At 66.8% G+C, this 18,443-nt stretch carries 15 protein-coding genes and 1 riboswitch; of the genes, 3 read left to right on the top strand and 12 right to left on the bottom strand.

The genetic code is table 11. The annotated features are described in order from the left end of the window. Nucleotides 1–4 precede the first annotated feature (4 nt). The 10 genes from OVY01_RS06775 to OVY01_RS06730 form a co-directional block, all read right to left on the bottom strand. Nucleotides 5–1,204: a TraB/GumN family protein gene (locus tag OVY01_RS06775; protein ID WP_432422190.1), complete on the bottom strand. Its 1,200-nt coding sequence runs from the start codon at nt 1,202–1,204 to the stop codon at nt 5–7. Beyond that, nucleotides 1,110–2,120, bottom strand: coding sequence for a dipeptide ABC transporter ATP-binding protein (locus tag OVY01_RS06770; protein ID WP_267847694.1), 1,011 nt, complete (start codon nt 2,118–2,120; stop codon nt 1,110–1,112). The genes OVY01_RS06775 and OVY01_RS06770 overlap by 95 nt, the downstream gene beginning before the upstream one ends. 11 nt (nt 2,121–2,131) lie before the next feature. Further along, nucleotides 2,132–3,232, bottom strand: coding sequence for an ABC transporter ATP-binding protein (locus OVY01_RS06765; RefSeq protein ID WP_267846606.1), 1,101 nt, complete (start codon nt 3,230–3,232; stop codon nt 2,132–2,134). Further along, nucleotides 3,232–4,170, bottom strand: coding sequence for an ABC transporter permease subunit (locus OVY01_RS06760; protein WP_267846605.1), 939 nt, complete (start codon nt 4,168–4,170; stop codon nt 3,232–3,234). The genes OVY01_RS06765 and OVY01_RS06760 overlap by 1 nt, the downstream gene beginning before the upstream one ends. Before the next feature lie 78 nt (nt 4,171–4,248). Then, complete coding sequence (locus tag OVY01_RS06755) at nt 4,249–5,259, bottom strand: ABC transporter permease subunit (RefSeq protein ID WP_267846604.1); 1,011 nt, start codon at nt 5,257–5,259, stop codon at nt 4,249–4,251. A gap of 166 nt (nt 5,260–5,425) precedes the next feature. Next, entirely contained in the window at nt 5,426–6,271 is an 846-nt protein-coding gene (metF, locus tag OVY01_RS06750) for a methylenetetrahydrofolate reductase [NAD(P)H] (RefSeq protein WP_267846603.1), read from the bottom strand. 48 nt (nt 6,272–6,319) lie between these two features. Beyond that, nucleotides 6,320–6,679, bottom strand: coding sequence for a phage holin family protein (locus OVY01_RS06745; protein ID WP_267846602.1), 360 nt, complete (start codon nt 6,677–6,679; stop codon nt 6,320–6,322). A 154-nt stretch (nt 6,680–6,833) separates the two neighbouring features. Beyond that, a complete protein-coding gene (gene ahcY, locus OVY01_RS06740; RefSeq protein ID WP_267846601.1) occupies nt 6,834–8,255 on the bottom strand; it encodes an adenosylhomocysteinase in 1,422 nt (473 codons plus the stop codon). Nucleotides 8,256–8,368: 113 nt separating this feature from the next. After that, nucleotides 8,369–8,438, bottom strand: a riboswitch (S-adenosyl-L-homocysteine riboswitch). A 78-nt stretch (nt 8,439–8,516) separates the two neighbouring features. Then, a complete protein-coding gene (locus tag OVY01_RS06735) occupies nt 8,517–9,224 on the bottom strand; it encodes an LrgB family protein (protein WP_267846600.1) in 708 nt (235 codons plus the stop codon). After that, nucleotides 9,221–9,760: a CidA/LrgA family protein gene (locus tag OVY01_RS06730; protein WP_267846598.1), complete on the bottom strand. Its 540-nt coding sequence runs from the start codon at nt 9,758–9,760 to the stop codon at nt 9,221–9,223. The genes OVY01_RS06735 and OVY01_RS06730 overlap by 4 nt, the downstream gene beginning before the upstream one ends. 441 nt (nt 9,761–10,201) lie before the next feature. Here OVY01_RS06730 and bcaP point away from each other — a divergent pair, with 441 nt between their 5' ends. Further along, entirely contained in the window at nt 10,202–11,596 is a 1,395-nt protein-coding gene (bcaP, locus tag OVY01_RS06725) for a branched-chain amino acid transporter BcaP (RefSeq protein WP_267846596.1), read from the top strand. Between the two features lie 105 nt (nt 11,597–11,701). Here bcaP and OVY01_RS06720 read toward each other — a convergent pair whose 3' ends face one another. Both OVY01_RS06720 and OVY01_RS06715 read right to left on the bottom strand, forming a co-directional pair. Then, nucleotides 11,702–13,006 carry an ATP-binding protein gene (locus OVY01_RS06720; RefSeq protein WP_267846594.1) on the bottom strand — a complete coding sequence of 435 codons (1,305 nt, stop codon included), beginning with the start codon at nt 13,004–13,006 and terminating at the stop codon, nt 11,702–11,704. Then, complete coding sequence (locus OVY01_RS06715) at nt 13,003–13,770, bottom strand: response regulator (RefSeq protein WP_267846592.1); 768 nt, start codon at nt 13,768–13,770, stop codon at nt 13,003–13,005. Before OVY01_RS06715 ends, OVY01_RS06720 begins: the two co-directional genes overlap by 4 nt. A 222-nt stretch (nt 13,771–13,992) precedes the next feature. Here OVY01_RS06715 and OVY01_RS06710 point away from each other — a divergent pair, with 222 nt between their 5' ends. After that, nucleotides 13,993–15,207: an efflux RND transporter periplasmic adaptor subunit gene (locus tag OVY01_RS06710; RefSeq protein WP_267846591.1), complete on the top strand. Its 1,215-nt coding sequence runs from the start codon at nt 13,993–13,995 to the stop codon at nt 15,205–15,207. Nucleotides 15,208–15,213: 6 nt separating this feature from the next. Further along, the gene (locus OVY01_RS06705; protein WP_267846590.1) at nt 15,214–18,441 is read left to right on the top strand and encodes an efflux RND transporter permease subunit; all 3,228 of its coding nucleotides are present in this window, start codon (nt 15,214–15,216) and stop codon (nt 18,439–18,441) included. Nucleotides 18,442–18,443 lie beyond the last annotated feature (2 nt).

Raw genomic sequence — 18,443 nt, 5'->3', positions numbered from 1 at the left:
ACCGTCACAGCATGCGCACCTGATACCCCGCCGCGCGCAGCAGCGCCAGCACGCCGCGCGGGCCCCCCAGATGCAGGGCGCCGATCGCGACGAACACGGGCCGGCGCGGCTGCGCGAGCGCCTGCATCCGCGCCGCGAAGCGCCGGTTGCGCTGGAACAGGATCTTGTCGTCGATCGCGGCGGATACCCCCGGATCGCGCGCCAGTTGCGCGGACCGCGCGCGCTGCCACGCGAACAGACGCTCCGCGTCGCCCGCGCGCCACAACGCATGCACCCGCCGCAGATCGGCGGCGTTCTGCTGCGGCGCCTGCGCGAGATCCTGTTCGAGCATCTCGCGCTGTTCGGCCAGCGTCAGCGTATCGAAGGCGCGCATCTGCTCGGCCAGCGTCTCCAGGCCGACGATTCGGCCCTTCAGATAGACGTTCTGGATCTGCGCTTCGGAACCGTAATCGGTTTGCAGGCCCGAGGATGTCGCGTCGTACGATTCCATCACCATCGCCGCGAGCCAGGGGCGCATGCGCGCGACCTGCGCGAGCAGGGCCGGATTGTGACCCACGCGCGCGGCAACCTTGCGCCACAGCGAGGGCGAGATCTGGCGCGGCAGGCAGTCGTACAGGCAGCGCCCGTAGCGCTGGACATCGGCCTGCGCATCGATCAGATCGTCGGGCGAGAGTTCGAACGCGACCGTGGGCGAGGCGTCGAGCGCCGCCCGGATCGCGGGCCGAAACGGCCGGTTGGCGGGATAATCGATCGGGTCGCCGGCGTGCAGGGTTCCGAGCACGTAGAACGTGAGACGACCGCGCCGCGCCAGATAAAACGGCAGACGCGGCGGTGCGGCATTCGCCTCGCGCGCGGTAGGCCGGGGCGGACCGGCCCGGTAACCCAGCCACTCGCCGGCGTTGCCCGCGACGCGCGGCCGCGACAAAGCGGCTCGCGGGGCCGCGCGCGCCGCCGGCCGGTGATGCGCGCCCGGCGCGCGCAGACCCGGCGCCTTTTCCGCATACGCCGGGTGGGACGCGCCCAGCCCGCCCAGCCCAGCCATTCCGACCAGCACGCTCCACGACACCGCTCGCAGGACCGACATCAGGCGAGTGCGGGCGCAGGCCCACTCAGGCATCAACTTCCTCCGCCCGATGACAGGCGACCGCGCGCCCGTCGACCGGGCGCAGCAACGGCACCTCGCTGCGGCAGCGCGCGATGGCATAGGGGCAACGGCGGTGAAACGTGCAGCCGGGCGGCGGATCGAGCGGCGACGGCAATTCGCCTTCGATGGCGATGCGCACGCGCCGGTCCTGCGCCCGCAGCGCCGGCGTCGCCGAAATCAGCGCGCGCGTGTACGGGTGGCGCGGATGCGCGAAGATCCGCGTCTTGGGACCGATCTCCACCGCCGCGCCCAGGTACATCACCATCAGGTCGTCGGCGACATGTTCGATGACCGCCAGATTGTGCGAAATGAAGACGTAGCTGGTGCCGAACTGTTCCTGCAGGTCGAGGAACAGGTTCAGGATCTGCGCCTGTACCGAGACGTCGAGCGCCGAGGTCGGCTCGTCGGCGACGACGATGCCGGGTTCCACGATCATTGCGCGGGCGATCGCCACGCGCTGCCGCTGTCCGCCCGAAAACATGTGCGGGTAGCGTCGCAGATGCTCGGCGCGCAGCCCGACGGTTTCGATCATCTGCCGCACGCGTTCGCCGCGCTGCGCCGCGTTCATCGCGGTATTGATCGCGAGCGGTTCGCTCAGCGCCTGCTCGACCGTCTTGCGCGGGTTCAACGACGCGAACGGGTTCTGGAACACCATCTGCACGCGCCGCCGCAACGCGGCCGGGTCCGCGACCGATACCGCCTTGCCGCCCGCGTAGACGGTTTCGCCGCCGATGGTCAGGCCGCCCGCGGTGGGCGTTTCGATCATCGTCAGCTGACGGGCCAGCGTCGACTTGCCGCAACCGGACTCGCCGACCACGCCGAGCGTGCGTCCGCGGGCGAGCTGGAACGATACGCCGTCGAGCGCCTTGACGAGGCCCTTGCCGAACCAGCCGCGGCGCACCGGGTAATGGCGCGACAGCGCCTCGGCCACCAGGACCGGCGCGTCGCTGCCGCGCGGAAGGTCGGCGGGCTGCATGACATCATCCTTCATCGCGCGTCTCCGTGACCTGCCCGGGCCGCCGGCGCACGGTGCAGCGGCTTGATGCACCGCACCAGGCCCGCGTGCGCCGCCGGTGCCGTGGCGGGGCTACCGCCCAGGCCGTTCATCAGGCCATTCGGACCATCCGCTTCGCACGGAACCAGCGGCGGCCGCGCGGCGCGGCAGGCATCTTCGACATACGGGCAGCGCGGCGCGAACAGACAACCCTGCGGCCGGTCGTAGCGGCCCGGCACCATGCCGCCCAGCGCGGCGAGCCGGCGCGCGCCGCGGTTGTGCTCGGGAATCGCCGCCAGCAGCGCTTCGGTGTAGGGATGATGCGGCCGCTCGAAGACCGCCGGCACGCGCTGCTGCTCGACCACTTCCCCGGCGTACATCACCGCGACGCGATCGGCGATTTCCGATACCACCGCGAGATCGTGCGAGATCAGCACCATCGCCATGCCCCGGTCGCGCTGCAGATTGCGCAATAGCGTCATGATCTGCGCCTGGATCGTCACGTCGAGCGCGGTCGTCGGTTCGTCGGCGATCAGCAGCTTCGGATTGCAGGCGATCGCCATCGCGATCATCACGCGCTGGTTCATGCCGCCGGACAACTGGTGCGGATAGGCACCCATGCGGTTTTTCGCATCCGGAATCTCGACCTGATCGAGCAGGCCCAGCACGCGTTGTTCGAGCGCCCGGCCGCGCAGCCCCTCGTGCTGGCGCAGCGCCTCGCCGACCTGGAACCCCACCGAATAACTCGGGTTCAGGCTCGACTGGGCGTCCTGGAACACCATCGCGATATCGCGGCCGACGATGCGGCGCCGGGCGCGCTCCTTCAGTTCGAGCAGGCTGTGGCCGTCGAAGCGCAGCAGGTCCGCGCGGACCCGGCCCGGCGCATCGATCAACCCCATCAGCGCGAGCATCGTCACGCTCTTGCCCGAGCCCGACTCGCCGACCACGCCGACCACCTCGCCGGCGGCGATGTCGAAGTCGACATGCTCGACCGCCACCGCGCCGTCGAAGGTGACCGACAGGTTGCGGATCGCGAGCAGTTCGGCCGACGTGCCGGCGGGCACTTGATTCCGATCGGCGGACAGGGCCGTCATCAACGCATTCTCCGTAATTTGGGGTCGAGCGCATCGCGCAGACCGTCCCCGAACAGATTGATCGCGAGCACCGTGATCAGGATCGCGACACCCGGCATCGTGACGATCCACCACGCACTCTCGATATAGTCGCGTGCCGAGGCCAGCATCGCGCCCCACTCCGGCGACGGCGGCTGCACGCCCAGGCCGAGGAAACCGAGCGCCGCGGCATCGAGGATCGCGGTGGAGAAGCCGAGCGTGGCCTGGACGATCAGCGGCGCGGCGCAATTCGGCAGCACCTGCGAGAACATCAGCCGCAAACGCCCCGCACCCGCGACGCGCGACGCCACCACGTAGTCTTTCTGCAACTCGCCCAGCGCCGCCGCCCGCGTGAGACGCGTGAACGCCGGCAGCCCGACGATACCGATCGCCATCATCGTGTTGAGCAGGCCCGGCCCGAGCACCGCCACCACGGCCACCGCGAGCAGCAGGGACGGCAGCGCCAGCAGCACGTCCATCAGGCGCATCACCGGCGCGTCCAGCCATTTGTCGAAAAACGCCGCGAGCAGGCCGAGCACGATGCCCGGCACCACCGCGATGAGGACCGAGACGCCCCCGATCAACAAACTCAGCCGCGCGCCGAACAGCAGCCGCGAGAGCACGTCGCGGCCGGTTTCATCGGTGCCCAGCAGAAACCGCGTGCTGCCGCCGTACTGCCAGAACGGCGGGCGCTGCACCGCGTCGCGGAACTGGATGACCGGATCGTGCGGCGCGAGCCAGGGCGCGAAAAGCGTGGCGAGCAACAGCGCCGCCAGCAGGCAGGCCGCCAGCAAGGCGCCGCGGTTCGCGGCGAACTGATGCCAGAACTCGCGCGCGCCGGCGATGCGGCCCGAGGCGGGCGCGGCGTTCGCGGCCGGCGCCGTGTCCGTGGGCGGCAGGGGTTGCAGACGGCTGCTCATACGCGCTCCAGGGCACGGGGGAATGTCGTGCGTTCGACGGGCACGATGCAGGGGGACACGAGGCGGACGGACAGGGGACTAGCGCACATGGCGCACGCGCGGATTGAGGACGCCATACAGGAGATCCACACAGAGGTTGACGAAGATCACCAATAGCGCGATCAGCAGGATGCCGCCCTGCACCACCGGGTAGTCGCGCCGGCCGATCGCGTCGATCAGCCATTTGCCGACGCCGGGCCAGGAGAAGATCGTCTCGGTCAGCACCGCGCCGGCCAGCAGCGTGCCCACCTGCAGGCCGATGACCGTGATGACCGGCACCAGCGCGTTGCGCAGCGCGTGCACCACCACCACCCGGGCGCGCGACAGCCCCTTCGCGCGTGCGGTGCGGATATAGTCCTCGCGCAGCACCTCGAGCATCGACGAGCGCGTCATCCGCGCGATCACCGCGAGCGGAATCGTGCCGAGGACGATCGCGGGCAGGATCAGGTGGCTCACCGCCGAGCGCCAGGCACCGGCGTCCGTCGACAGCCAGCCGTCGATCAGCATGAACCCGGTCACGGTCGGCACGTCGTATTCGACGGCAATGCGGCCCGAGACCGGCGTCCAGCCGAGCTTTACCGAGAAGAGCATGATCAGAATCAGGCCCCACCAGAAGATCGGCATCGAATAGCCGGTCAGCGCCGCGCCCATGACGCCGTGATCGAGCGCCGAGCCGCGTTTCAGCGCGGCCGCGACGCCGATCGGCAAGCCGATCACGATCGCGAACAGCAGCGCGCACAGCGACAGTTCCAGCGTCGCCGGAAAGCGCGCGCCGAATTCCGCGAGAACGCTGGTATGACTGATCAGCGACTGGCCCAGATTGCCGTGCAGCGCCTGCCACAGATACCGGACGTATTGCACCGGCAAGGACTGGTCGAGTCCGAGTTGCTTGAGCGCCTGCGCATGCGCGGCCGCATCGATGCCGCGTTCGCCCATCATGATTTCGACCGGGTCCCCCGGAATCAGGTGGATCAGCGCGAACGCCAGCAGCGTGATGCCGATGAAGGTCGGCACCACCATGCCCAGACGACGCAGGATGAATCGCAGCATGCTTGGGAAGTCCTGTCGCGTGTATTGCGGGTTAGCGGCGGTTATGCATTCTATGATGCATTCGAAGGCACGCAAGGTTCGCGCGCCCGTCTTATCGTATGTCACCGGAAATGGGCGCGCTCGCCGGCGCGCGCCCATCTGCGCACTCATCTACCTACTCATCCACCTACTGACCCGGCGCGTGCAGGCCCAGACGGTCGCAAATCGCGCGGGTCGGCTCCGCGCCGTTCAGTGTATAGAAATGCAGGCCGGGCGCGCCACCGGCGATCAGGCGCTCGCACATCGCCGCCACCACCTCGGCGCCGAACGCGCGGATCGACGCTCGGTCGTCGCCGTACGATTCGAGCCGGCGCGCGATCCAGCGCGGCACTTCCGCGCCGCACATCTCGGAGAACCGGATCAACTGCGAATAGTTGGTGATCGGCATGATGCCCGGCGTGATCGGCACGTCGACACCCGCGCGCCGCACCTCGTCGACGAAGCGAAAGTACGCGTCGGCGTTGAAGAAGTACTGGCTGATCGCCGCGTCCGCCCCGGCCCGCACCTTGGCGACGAAGTGCTCCAGATCCAGGCGCGGCGAGCGCGATTGCGGGTGATATTCCGGATACGCCGCCACCTCGATGCGAAACGCGTCGCCGGCATGTTCGCGGATGAAGGCGACCAGATGGGCGGCGTAGCGGAAATCGCCCATCTCGACCATACCGGAGGGCATGTCGCCGCGCAAGGCGACGATATGCGAGATGCCCTGCGCGCGATAGGTGTCGAGGATGTCGGCGAGCCCGGCGCGCGAAGCGCCGATGCACGACAGGTGCGGCGCGGCGTCGACACCGGTACGGGCGATCTCGAGCACGGTGTCGAGCGTGCCCTGTTGCGTCGATCCGCCCGCGCCGAACGTCACCGAGACGAACTTCGGCGCGAGCGGCATCAATTGCGCGCGCGCGGCGCGCAGGCGCGCGATGCCGTCGTCCGACTTGGGGGGAAAGAATTCGAATGAAAGCTCGATCGGTTCCATCGGGGTCCTGTTCAGATAAAATACCGCGCCTGCCGGCTCGCCTCGCGGCTAGCCGAACAGACCGTCGCGGTGCCCGAAGATCAGTGCCGAGAGGATCCAGGAAATGATGCTGTACAGGATCGAGCCGAAAAACGCCGCCCAGAAACCCGTCACCTCGAAGCCCTTGAGCAGCCATGAGGCGAACTGGAACAGCAAGGCGTTGATGACCAGAATGAACAGGCCGAGGGTGACGATCGTCACCGGCAGCGTCAGCAACACCAGCACCGGACGCAGCAGCGTGTTGATCAACCCCAGCACGATCGCGATCGTCAGCGCCGTGCCGAAACTGCGGATGCGGATCGACGGGATCACGTAGGGCAGGATCAGCAGCGCGAGCGCATTGATCAGCCAGGTCAGCAACAAACTCATCTCTCGCACTCCTTGCACTGTAAAAAAGGGGCCGCGCACAAAAAAGGCCTGCGGTCCGCACGAAACGTCGCACGCACCCAGGCCACTCACCGGCAATCGGCAAGCGATCGGTCCCGCCTGGCGCCGCGCCGGCGCGCCAGGCGGGACCCGTTCCTCAATACCGGTAGTGCTGCGGCTTGTACGGGCCGGTCTTGGCGACGTCGATATACGCGGCCTGCTGGTCCGACAACTCGGTCAACTCGGCGCCGATGCGGCCCAGGTGCAGACGCGCCACCTTCTCGTCGAGCTGCTTGGGCAGTACATAGACCTTGTTCTCGTACTTCTCGCCCTGCGTGAACAGTTCGATCTGCGCGAGCACCTGGTTCGTGAACGAGTTCGACATCACGAACGACGGGTGGCCCGTGCCGCAACCCAGGTTGACCAGACGCCCCTCGGCCAGCAGGATAATGCGCTTGCCGTCCGGGAAGACGATGTGGTCGACCTGCGGCTTGATGTTGTCCCACGTGTGCTGGCGCAGCGACGCGACGTCGATTTCCGAATCGAAGTGGCCGATGTTGCAGACGATCGCCTGGTTGCGCATCGCCTTCATGTGTTCATAGCCGATCACATGCAGATTGCCGGTGGCCGTCACGAAGATGTCGGCGCGCGAGGCCGCGTAGTCCATCGTCACGACGCGATAGCCTTCCATCGCCGCCTGCAACGCGCAGATCGGATCGATCTCGGTGACCCAGACGGTGGCGCCCAGACCGCGCAGCGACTGCGCGCAGCCCTTGCCCACATCGCCGTAACCGGCGACCACGGCGATCTTGCCGGCGATCATCACGTCGGTCGCGCGCTTGATGCCGTCGACCAGCGATTCGCGGCAGCCGTAAAGGTTGTCGAACTTCGACTTGGTGACCGAGTCGTTGACGTTGATCGCCGGGAACGGCAGGCGGCCGTCGCGTTCCATCTGGTACAGACGATGCACGCCGGTGGTGGTTTCCTCGGTGACGCCCTGAATCGCTTTCAGGCGCACGGAGTACCAGTGCGGGTCGATGTCCAGGTGCGCGCCGATCGACTTGAACAGCGCCACTTCCTCTTCATTGCCCGGCTTGGCGATCGCCGACCGGTCCGACTCCGCGCGGGTACCCAGCACCAGCAGCACGGTGGCGTCGCCGCCATCGTCGAGGATCATGTTCGCGTGCTCGCCGTTCGGCCATTCGAAGATGCGGTGCGCGTATTCCCAGTACTCGTCGAGGGTTTCGCCCTTGATCGCGAACACGGCGGTGCCGTTCGCGGCGATCGCGGCGGCGGCATGGTCCTGCGTGGAGAAGATGTTGCACGACGCCCAGCGTACTTCGGCGCCCAGCGCCTCGAGGGTTTCGATCAGGACCGCGGTCTGGATCGTCATGTGCAGGGAGCCGGCGATGCGGGCGCCCTTGAGCGGCTGCGACGCACGGAACTCGTCGCGCACGGACACCAGGCCCGGCATTTCGGTTTCGGCGATCGCGATTTCCTTCTTGCCCCATGCGGCGAGCGCGTGGTCGGCGACGATGGCTTCGGTACTCGGCTTGCTTTTCAGGACGGCAGCGTTCATCACGCCTCCTTTCTAATATAGATAGAAATCAAGACGTGAGCGCCGTTGGCAGGAGGCCCGCGGGCCTGACGCCGCCGCGCCGGTGCCGTGTCCGTGCCGATAACCGGCCGGGGCACGACCGGGCGGCGGTCGCCTTCCGAGCCTGGCGGACAATGACTGCCCGTTGCAACGCTCCTCGGAAGTCTGGGATTGTAGCAAAGAATGCCGGCGCGATGGTCCGTGGCACATGGGCTGCGCGCGGTGCGCGGCGCAACTGACGGATCAGCGCAACAGCCAGCCGATCAGGGGCGCGGCGATGACCACGACGACGCCGGCGATGGTCATCGTCAGGCTGGCGATCATGCCCTCCTCGCTGCCCAGCGAACGCGCGGTGGCGGTGCCCACGCCATGCGCGCCCGCGCCGAACAGCGCGCCGCGCGCGATGCCGGTGCGCATCGGCAGCCAGACGAGCAACCCCTTGCCGATCAGCATGCCCACCAGGCCGGTGATGATGACGAGAATCGCGACCACGTCGGGGGCCGCGCCCACCGGACCCGACATCGCCAGCGCAAAGGGCGTCGATACCGAACGGATCGCCATCGCGCGCTGCAGCGCGGGCGGCAGGTGCAGCAGTTTCGCCAGGAAAAAGGAGCCCGCCACACCGCTGACGATGCCCACGCTCACACCCAGCGACAGCGACAGCCAGTGCCGCCGGATGACGCCGCGGTATTCGTGGATCGGCAGCGCGAACGCGATGGTGGTGGGCCCCAGCAGCCAGAGCAGCCAACGGGTGTCGGACAGATAGACGGCATAGGGCACGTGGGTCAGCAGTAGGGCCACGACCAGAACGAGCGGCACGGACACCAGCGGCATCAGCCAGATCCGCGGGAAACGGGCATAGAGCCGCTTGCCCGCGAAATAGAGGAGAATCGTGCTCAGCAGGCAGAACGCGCCCAGCCACTGCAGGCCGGGGGTGGGATCGGCGCTCATGCGCGCCGCCCGGCCCGGCGAGGCGCCGGCGTGGGCCGCACGGCGTGGACCGCACGCGGCGCGCGGCGTGCGCGCGCGCGGCGCAGACGGCGCAGCAGCAGTCCCCGCTCCAGTCGCACGCCGAACTCGACGGCGAGCGCGGTCGCGCACATCACGAGCAGCGTGCCCGGCACGACCACCAGCGCCAGGCGCACGCCGTCGTTCTCGATCAGATGCCCATACTGCACGATCGCGACCGCGGCCGGCACGAAGAACAGCAGCATCTCGGAGAGCATCCAGTCCGCGCCGGATTTGATCCAGCGCGGCGCGACCCGTCCCGACCACAGCAGACCGAGCAACAGCAGCAGTCCCACGACGCCGGCTGGCAGCGGCAGGTGCAGCCAGCGCACCAGGGCATCGGAGACGAACCAGAAAGCGACCAGCGCGCTCACCTGCGTGGCGATCGCCGCCGTGCGGCGCAACGTCGCATGAAGACCGCGGCGCGCGGGCACCACGGCGCCTTCGGCCGCCGTGGCCACGAAAACCGGTCGCTTCATAAGGGAAAAGCCGGATAGGCAAAAGAATTTGAGAATCTTCCTAATATACGACGCGCCCCCGCCCAGTTCCAATGAATTAAAATAATCATTCTTCGTCACGCCGGTCAACCGGGGGCGCTGAAGGGCCGGCTGCCCGCCAGCGCAGCACGCCGCTATCATGGCAACACCCCGGGTGGTACCCCGGGTGGCGCCCCGCTGCGATACGCCGCGGCGACACTCCGCGGCAATATCCAGCGACACCCCCCCTGGCGGCGAGCCCCGGACTGCAAGCGTCGCCGCGCACGTCGCCGCGCATATCGATATGGCGCGGCAGCCGATGGCATGCGACATGCCGCCGTGCCTACCCTGCTCGGCCTGCTCCCTCCGCGCGACCCGACATCCCTCGATGGACCCGGGACGCGTCGCGCGTCACCCATCGAACAATCAGGAGTTACCCGCAGGATGAGTTTGTTTCGTACCAAGAACATCGCCACGATGGTCGCCGACACGCGTCGCGCGGCCCTCGACAAAACGCTCGGGCCACTGGACCTGACCTTTCTCGGCATCGGCGCGATCATCGGCACCGGCATCTTCGTGCTGACCGGCACCGGCGCGATGCTGGCGGGGCCCGCCCTCACGTTGTCCTTCGTGGTCGCGGCGATCGCCTGCGCGCTCGCCGCGCTGTCGTACGCGGAATTCGCTTCGTCGATTCCCGTCGCGGGGTCGATCTACACCTATTCGTACGCCGTCATCGGCGAGCTGGTCGCCTGGCTGATGGGCTGGGTCCTGGTGCTGGAATACGGCCTCGCGGTCTCCGCGGTCTCGGTCGGCTGGTCGGGCTATTTCCAGTCCTTTCTGAGCGGTTTCGGCGTGACCCTGCCCACCGTGCTGACCGCGGCCCCCGGCGCGCTGCCCGGCGTGACGACATGGTTCAACCTGCCGGCGTTCGTGGTCGTCCTGCTGGTCGCCACGCTGCTGGCCGTGGGTGTGCGCCAGACCGCCCGCATCAACAACATCATGGTGACGATCAAGATCAGCGTCGTGCTGCTGGTGCTGGCCGTCGGCATCTTCCACGTGAAACCGGCCAACTGGCACCCGTACATGCCGATGGGCTGGCACGGGGTGTTCCAGGCGGCGGCGATCATGTTCTTCGCCTACATCGGCTTCGACGCGGTGAGCTCGGCGGCCGAGGAGGTGAAAAACCCGAAGCGCGACCTGCCGATCGGCATCATCGCCTCGCTGCTGGTCTGCACGCTGCTCTACATCGGCGTCACCGCCGTGCTGACCGGCATCACGCCGTGGCACCAGTTCGCCGGCATCGCGCATCCGGTCTCGCTGTCGTTCCAGCAGATCGGCGCGACCTGGATCGCCGGCTTCATCGATCTGGGGGCGGTGCTGGGCATGCTGACCGTGCTGCTGGTGATGGGCTATGGGCAAACCCGCCTGCTGTTCGCGATGTCGCGCGACGGGCTGCTGCCGCCGGCATTATCGCGCGTGCACCCGCGTTTTCGCACGCCGTTCAACGCGACCTGGATCATGGGCGGCGTGTTCGGTTTGATCGGCGCGCTGGTGCCGCTGGACGTGCTCGCCGAACTGGTCAACTTCGGCACGCTCACCGCATTCGCGATGGTCTCGCTGTCGGTCATCATCATGCGACGCACGCATCCCGACCTGCCGCGCGGTTTCCGCTGCCCCGGCGCGCCGGTCGTGCCGGGACTGGCGATCGCGGCCTGCCTGTTCCTGCTGTCGCAGCTGCAGACGGTGACCTGGCTCGCGTTCGCGGTCTGGGTCGCGATCGGACTGGTGGTGTACTTCGCGTATTCGCGCCGTCATTCGCATTTGGCGAAGGGGTCCTGAGGCACGGGCGATCAGGCCGGCGGCAAGCGTCACGCCGCCGCGTCGGATCCAGGCCGCATACCGGAGCCGCATACCGGAGCCGCGAAGCGGCGCACCGGGGCGCGTTCACTTGCGCGGAAAACCCACCGTGGCAAGCAGCCCTCCCTCCCGCGGACGAGTCAGCGTGATGACGCCGCCATGCCGGCGCGCCAGACGCTGAACGATGGCCAGTCCCAAACCGCTGTGCGCACCGCCACGCGCCTCGTCCAGGCGGACGAAAGGACGAACCGCCCGGCTCAATTCGTGGTCGGGAATTCCCGCGCCGTGATCTCTGACCGCCAGAACGTATCGTCCCGCATCGGCTGCGGTGGAGATGACGATGGGCGTGGCGCCATAGGCAAAGGCGTTGCCGACGAGATTGTCGAGCAGGCGCTCCAGATCCAGGATCGGCAGGCAGAAGTGATCGCCCGCGTCGAGCGCGACTTGAATCGCGGGCTCGCTCGATGCGCCCACCGTCCATTCGTCCAGCGTCGCGCTGCTGCCGTAACGGGTGCGGCAATACGCGTCGACCGGCGTCCAGTGCTCGTCCGGCGGCGCTTCGCCGTCGGGGACGCGCGCGAAAGTCAGGAACTGATCGATGACGCGCGACATGGAGCCGATATCGGCGACCAATTGTTCCCGGCTTTCCGCTTGTTCGATCATCGACGCGCACACCAGCGCGCGCGTCAACGGCGCGCGCAGATCATGCGCCATGCCGGCCAGCATTTCGGCGCGATCGCGATCGGCGTCGTGAATGGCCTGCGTCATGGCGTTGAAGTTGCGCGTCAGTTCCTTCACCTCGTGCGCGCCGACGACGCGCAGCGCCTGGGGCGGCGAGCCGGCGCGAAACCGGCTTGCGGCGCGCGACAGGCGCGACATGGGCTTCTGAATCAACCATGCCCCCAGCAAGGACAGGACGATCACGCAGCAGAACATCAAACCCGCGGCCGCCAGCAGGCGGTTCTTGCTGACGGGATTGATGTCGATGACCGCCCAGTGCGAGGATTCGCCGTAGCGCACCCACGTCCATGATCCCAATCGGTCCAGTGTCACATGGCTGTGCGCCGGCAAACGCGACAGCATCGTCGACTCGAAGGCCCCGTGGGTTGCCGCGCAGTTCATCGGGCACGCCGCGGGCGGGCGATCGCTCGTCAGCGTTCTGATCCCCAGGGCAGCGCCGAACTGGCGGCGCAAACCGTCGGTTCCAAACCGCGGATTGAACAGGGCGTCGACGAGACCGCTGATATGCACGCCGGCGTTGACTTCGTTGCTCTTGCCGACGATCTCCACCCACGCCAGCTGGGTTCCGCCCAGCAGCGCGACGGACACCATCACGTACTGCACGAACAAGGTATTGCCGCGACGCAGCAAACGCAGGGGACGCCACGTCATCGCGGGGGCCGGATTTCCGGACTCGTCACGGTTCTGACATCGACGTCCGATTGCCGTTCGGGCGGCACGAAGAGATAGCCGAAACCGCGCAGGGTCCGGATGACCGTCGGCTGGGCGGGGTCGGCTTCGATGATGCCGCGCAAGCGCCAGATCGGCATGTCCAATGCGCGTTCGCCCGAGCCGGCAGGCGCCGCCGTCCACAGTTCCAGCAACTGCCGCCGCGACAGTTTTTCCAGCGGATGCGTGAGCAATACATACAGCAACTCGAATTCGCCGTGGCCGAGCCGCACATCCTCGCCATCTTTTGTTACGCGGCGTTGAAACGGATCCACCTCGAATCTTCCGAAAGACAGCGCCGGTGCCGCCGCGCGCCGGTCGGGAACGTACTGGTGACGCCGCCACACGGCCTGCACGCGCGCGAGCAGCTCCTGGGGCAGGAACGGCTTGCCCACGTAATCGTCGGCGCCCATCTCCAGTCCGAGCAGACGATCGCTGTGCTCGTCTCGCGCGGTCAGCATGATGACCGGCGTCGGGTCGCCCGCGCCGCGCAGCCGGCCCAATGCGGCAAAGCCGTCGACGAGCGGCATCATCACGTCCAGAACGATGACCGAGGGCCGTTCGCGCGCGACGGCCGCGACCAGATCCGAGGCGTTCGTCAGCGCAATGACGCCGATCTCGCGCGAGGTGAAGAACGTCGTCAACATGCGTTGCAGCACAGGGTCGTCGTCAACCAGCATGACGGTGATGGGCGATGTATTCGACATTCTTTTTTCCGTTTCCTGAAAACATAGTAGCGCAAATCCTTGCCGCGTCAACGCACGATCCGAAGGCTGCCGGACCGCACGAATCCGCGGGTAATCATGCGTTACAAGGTCTAGAGCCATCGTGAGAAAGGCGACGCTACGCTGCCTCCTTATTTTTGCCGTATCGATGCCGGCGCTGTCGTTGCCGGCTCCGCGCGCTCTTGCAAGGACAGCACGAACATCATGCGACACGCTCCGAAACCGCCGTCTACCGGCTGCCTTTTCCTCGTTTGCTGTGCAGGACTCCTGCTGGGAGCATGCGGCAAGAAACACGATGCGCACGCCACGACCGCCAGCGCGCCCCAGGTCGCGGTGATGACGTTGCAGTCCCGGCGCATCGACGTGACGGACGATCTATCCGGCCGGCTTTCCGCGACGGAAGTCGCGCAGGTCATGCCGCAGGTCGGCGGCATCGTGCTCAAGCGGCTGTTCGTCGAAGGCGCGACCGTGAAGGCCGGACAACCGCTGTACCAACTCGATCCGGCTTCGTACCAGGCGGCTTACGATACGGCCCGCGGTACCTTGCTTTCCGCCATCGCCACGTCGAAGGCCGCGGACATTACGGCAAAACGCTATCAGGACCTTTTCACAATCAAGGGCGTGAGTCAGCAGGATGTGGACAACTACGTGGCCGCCGCGGAAGAGGACAAGGCGAACGTCGTGTCCGATCGCGGTTCGCTGGAAACGGCAGCCGTCAATTTGCGGCGCACCCGGATTCTCGCGCCGATCAGCGGACAGATCGGCGAGTCGAGCGTGACGGCGGGCGCGCTCGTGACGGCCGACCAGACCACCGCCCTGGCGACCATCCAGGCCCTGGACAACCTTTATCTGGATGTGACGCGTTCCAGCACGGAGGCGTTGCGGCTGACGAAGGCCATCGCATCCGGGCGCGTGACGCCGGGAACGTCGGTGGTGACGGTGCAGACGGAGGATGGCGCCACCTATGCGCATCCCGCGCGCCTGCTCTTCTCGGACGTGACGGTGAATCCGACGACCGGATCGATCACGTTGCGCGCGCTGGTGCCGAATCCGCGGCATGAACTGCTGCCCGGCATGTACGTGCAGGCGCGGCTGGACGAAGGGTCGCGGGACGTGATTCTGGTTCCGCAGACGCTCGTGACGCGGGGTTCGGGCGGCACGTCGACGATGTTCGTCGTGGACGCGAACGATACGGTGCAAAGCCGTGCGGTGACCACGAACGATGCCTATGGCAGCGACTGGATCGTGAGCAGCGGCCTGCGTGCCGGCGATCGCATCGTGGCCGATTCGACGCAAACGATCGCGGCGGGAACGAAGGTGACGCCCGTGGAACAGGCCGCCGCGCAAAGCGCCGCCGCGGCACCGGCATCGACACCGACCGCGGCCTCTGCGCCGGCGGCCTCGGCGCAATCGGAGTAACCGTCCATGCTTTCCCGTTTCTTCATTCAGCGGCCCATTCTCGCGTGGGTCATCGCATTGGTCATCATGTTGATCGGCGGACTGTCGATCCGGACCTTGCCCGTCGAGCAGTATCCGAGCGTGGCGCCGCCTTCGGTCCGTATCTCCGCCACCTACCCCGGCGCATCCGCCGATACGCTCGCCACCACCGTGACGCAGGTGATCGAACAGGACATGGTCGGCATCGACAACCTGATGTACATGTCGTCGACCAGCAGTTCGGCAGGCTCGGCGACCATCACGCTGACCTTCCGTTCGGGCACGAACGCGGACGTCGCGGCGATGCAGGTCGAGAACAAGGTGCAGGAAGCCAATGCGTCCCTGCCCACCGCCGTTCAGGACCAGGGCATCCAGATCACCAAGACCTCGGCCAGCATTCTCATGGTCCTCTCTCTGACGTCCGACGACGGACGCATGAACGCGATCGACCTCGGCAACCTGATCGCGACCCGCGTCGAAGATCCGATCACGCAGATCTCGGGCGTGGGCCAGGTGGTCCTGTTCGACGCGCAACATGCGATGCGCATCTGGCTCGACCCGGTCAGGCTGCACAGTTACGGCTTGATGACGTCCGACGTGACCACCGCCATCAGCTATCAGAACGCGCAACTGTCGGTCGGCCAGATCGGCGGCGCGCCGTCCCTGAGCCGGCAGACCTTGAACGCGACCATCGCGACGCGCGGGTTCCTGAAAACCGCCGACGATTTCGGCAATATCCTGTTGCGGGTCAACCAGGACGGCTCGCGCGTGTATCTGAAGGACGTCGCGCGCGTCGAGGTGGGAGGCGACTCCTACGACACGACGTCCCGGCTGAACGGTAAACCCGCCGCGTCCATGGCCATCCAGCTGGCGACCGGGGCGAACTCCCTGAGCGTCGGCAAGGCGGTTCGCGCGAAAATGGCGACCCTGCAGAAATCCATGCCGGCGGGCGTGACGATCCGCATCGCCCACGATACGACGCCCTTCGTTTCGGCCTCCATTCTGGAAGTGGTCAAGACCCTGGTCGAGGCGATCGTTCTGGTGTTCCTCGTCATGTATCTCTTCCTCGGCAGCCTGCGCGCGACGCTCATTCCCACGATCGTCGTGCCGGTCTCCCTGCTCGGCACGTTCGGCATGATGTCGGCCGTGGGCTTCTCGATCAACGTGCTGTCCCTGTTCGCCCTGGTGCTGGCGATCGGACTCCTGGTGGACGATGCGATCGTCGTGGTCGAGAACGTGGAAAGACTGCTCAACGAGGAGAAGCTCGATCCCGTCGCCGCCACCACAAAGGCGATGGGCGAGATCGGCGGGGCCCTGGTGGGAGTGACGGCGGTGTTGATCGCGGTGTTCATTCCCATGGCCTTCATGTCCGGGTCGACCGGCGCGATCTATCGCCAGTTCTCGTTGACCATCGTCTCGGCGATGGTGCTCTCGGTGTTGCTGGCGCTGACGTTGACGCCGGCGCTGTGCGCGACCCTGTTGAAGCCCGCGCGGGCACGGCACGCGCGGCGGGGCTTCTTCGGCTGGTTCGACAGAACCTTCAGGAAAGCCAACGACGGCTATGGAAAGTCGGTGTCCCGTCTCGTACGCCGGCCCGTGCGATGGATGGTGGTGTATGGCGCGATTTGCGCCGTCGCCGGGTTCCTCTACTGGAATTTACCGTCGTCGTTTCTGCCGTCCGAGGACCAGGGCAGCCTGATGACCCTCATCAACCTTCCGGCCGGCAATTCCAGTCTGGCGACCGCCGCGGTCGAGAAACAGGTGGAATCGTATTTTCTCCATGTTCCGGAGGTCAGCGGGCTGGTCATGCTGGACGGCTTCAGTTTCGGCGGCGAAGGGCAGAACATGGCGATGGCGATGGTGGAACTGAAGGATTGGAGCAAACGCACCGGCAAGGGACAGAGCGCCGCGGACATCCTGGCGGCGGCGAACAGGCATTTCGCCGCCATCAAGACCGCCCAGGTGGTGGTGATGAACCCATCGGCGGTCCAGGGCCTGGGCAATTACGGCGGCGTCGACTTCGAATTGAAGGACGAGGCCGGCCTGGGGCACGACGCGCTCGTCGCGGCACGGCAAAGGCTGATCGCGCTGGCGGCGGCCGATCCGAAAATCAGCGGCATGCGGCAAACCGGCATGGCCGACCAGCCGGAGTACATGGTCGACATCGACTATACGAAGGCCGCGGCGATGGGCGTGAGCGCGGAGAACATCGACAACACGCTGGAAACCGCCTTCGGATCGACCTATGTGAATAATTATGTCGATACGGGGCGCGTGCAGAAGGTGTACGTGCAGTCCCTGGCAAAATACCGGATGATGCCTGCCGACATCGGTAAGTGGTACATATTGTCGAGCACCACCTCCTCCAGCAGCACCAGCACCAGCAGTTCGTCGACCTCGACGAGCACCGCAAGCACCACGAGCAGCTACGATGGCGAAATGGTGCCGTTCTCCGCTTTTGCGACGGGCCACTGGACATCCGCCCCGCCACAGGTCGAACGTTACAACCGCGATCTGTCGTTCGAGATGACGGCGCAATCGCCGTCGGGCGTGAGCAGCGGCGATACGATGGACGCGGTCGCCGCGCTGGTGGCGAAATTGCCGCAGGGCTTCGGCATCGAGTGGACGGGCGAGTCATACCAGGAACAGATCGCGGGATCGCAGGCGACCTACCTTTACGTCATTTCGTTGATCGTCGTGTTCCTGTGCCTTGCCGGCCTGTATGAGAGCTGGTCGGTACCGTTCGCGGTGATCCTGGTGGTGCCCCTGGGCATCGTCGGCGCGTTGGCCGCGGCGCATCTGCGCGGCTTCACCGACGACATCTACTTCAAGGTGGGCTTGTTGACCACCGTCGGTCTCGCCACGAAAAACGCCATTCTGATCGTGGAATATGCGAAATCCCTGCACGAAAAGGGATCGAGCGCGCTCGACGCGGCGATCGCGGCGGCACACCTGCGTCTGCGGCCGATCATCATGACCTCGCTGGCTTTCGGATTCGGCGTGTTGCCGATGGCCATCGCGACGGGCGCCGGGGGCGCCAGCCGCCAAAGCCTGGGAACGGGCGTGTTGGGCGGGGTGATCGCCGCCACGCTGCTGGCCATCTTCTTCGTTCCCGTTTTCTTCGTATTGATCCGGAAAATTCGCCCCGACATCACGCAGCGCGGCGCCGTGGCGCCCGCGCATCCGGCAGACACGACCAGAGACGACGGACGATGAAC

The sequence above is a fragment of the Robbsia betulipollinis genome (assembly GCF_026624755.1).
Lineage (GTDB): Bacteria > Pseudomonadota > Gammaproteobacteria > Burkholderiales > Burkholderiaceae > Robbsia > Robbsia betulipollinis.
The sequence above is the reverse complement of the archived record's forward strand: the minus strand, read 5'-3'. Positions and strand labels throughout refer to the sequence as shown.

Excerpts from the sequence above, each read along its gene's own strand:
- OVY01_RS06775 (WP_432422190.1), bottom strand. The coding sequence starts at position 1,204 with ATGCCATCGCGCGCTGCCGCAGCGAGGTGCCGTTGCTGCGCCCGGTCG.
- OVY01_RS06770 (WP_267847694.1), bottom strand. The coding sequence starts at position 2,120 with ATGCAGCCCGCCGACCTTCCGCGCGGCAGCGACGCGCCGGTCCTGGTG.
- OVY01_RS06765 (WP_267846606.1), bottom strand. The coding sequence starts at position 3,232 with ATGACGGCCCTGTCCGCCGATCGGAATCAAGTGCCCGCCGGCACGTCG.
- OVY01_RS06760 (WP_267846605.1), bottom strand. The coding sequence starts at position 4,170 with ATGAGCAGCCGTCTGCAACCCCTGCCGCCCACGGACACGGCGCCGGCC.
- OVY01_RS06755 (WP_267846604.1), bottom strand. The coding sequence starts at position 5,259 with ATGCTGCGATTCATCCTGCGTCGTCTGGGCATGGTGGTGCCGACCTTC.
- metF (WP_267846603.1), bottom strand. The coding sequence starts at position 6,271 with ATGGAACCGATCGAGCTTTCATTCGAATTCTTTCCCCCCAAGTCGGAC.
- OVY01_RS06745 (WP_267846602.1), bottom strand. The coding sequence starts at position 6,679 with ATGAGTTTGTTGCTGACCTGGCTGATCAATGCGCTCGCGCTGCTGATC.
- ahcY (WP_267846601.1), bottom strand. The coding sequence starts at position 8,255 with ATGAACGCTGCCGTCCTGAAAAGCAAGCCGAGTACCGAAGCCATCGTC.
- OVY01_RS06735 (WP_267846600.1), bottom strand. The coding sequence starts at position 9,224 with ATGAGCGCCGATCCCACCCCCGGCCTGCAGTGGCTGGGCGCGTTCTGC.
- OVY01_RS06730 (WP_267846598.1), bottom strand. The coding sequence starts at position 9,760 with ATGAAGCGACCGGTTTTCGTGGCCACGGCGGCCGAAGGCGCCGTGGTG.
- bcaP (WP_267846596.1), top strand. The coding sequence starts at position 10,202 with ATGAGTTTGTTTCGTACCAAGAACATCGCCACGATGGTCGCCGACACG.
- OVY01_RS06720 (WP_267846594.1), bottom strand. The coding sequence starts at position 13,006 with ATGACGTGGCGTCCCCTGCGTTTGCTGCGTCGCGGCAATACCTTGTTC.
- OVY01_RS06715 (WP_267846592.1), bottom strand. The coding sequence starts at position 13,770 with ATGTCGAATACATCGCCCATCACCGTCATGCTGGTTGACGACGACCCT.
- OVY01_RS06710 (WP_267846591.1), top strand. The coding sequence starts at position 13,993 with ATGCGACACGCTCCGAAACCGCCGTCTACCGGCTGCCTTTTCCTCGTT.
- OVY01_RS06705 (WP_267846590.1), top strand. The coding sequence starts at position 15,214 with ATGCTTTCCCGTTTCTTCATTCAGCGGCCCATTCTCGCGTGGGTCATC.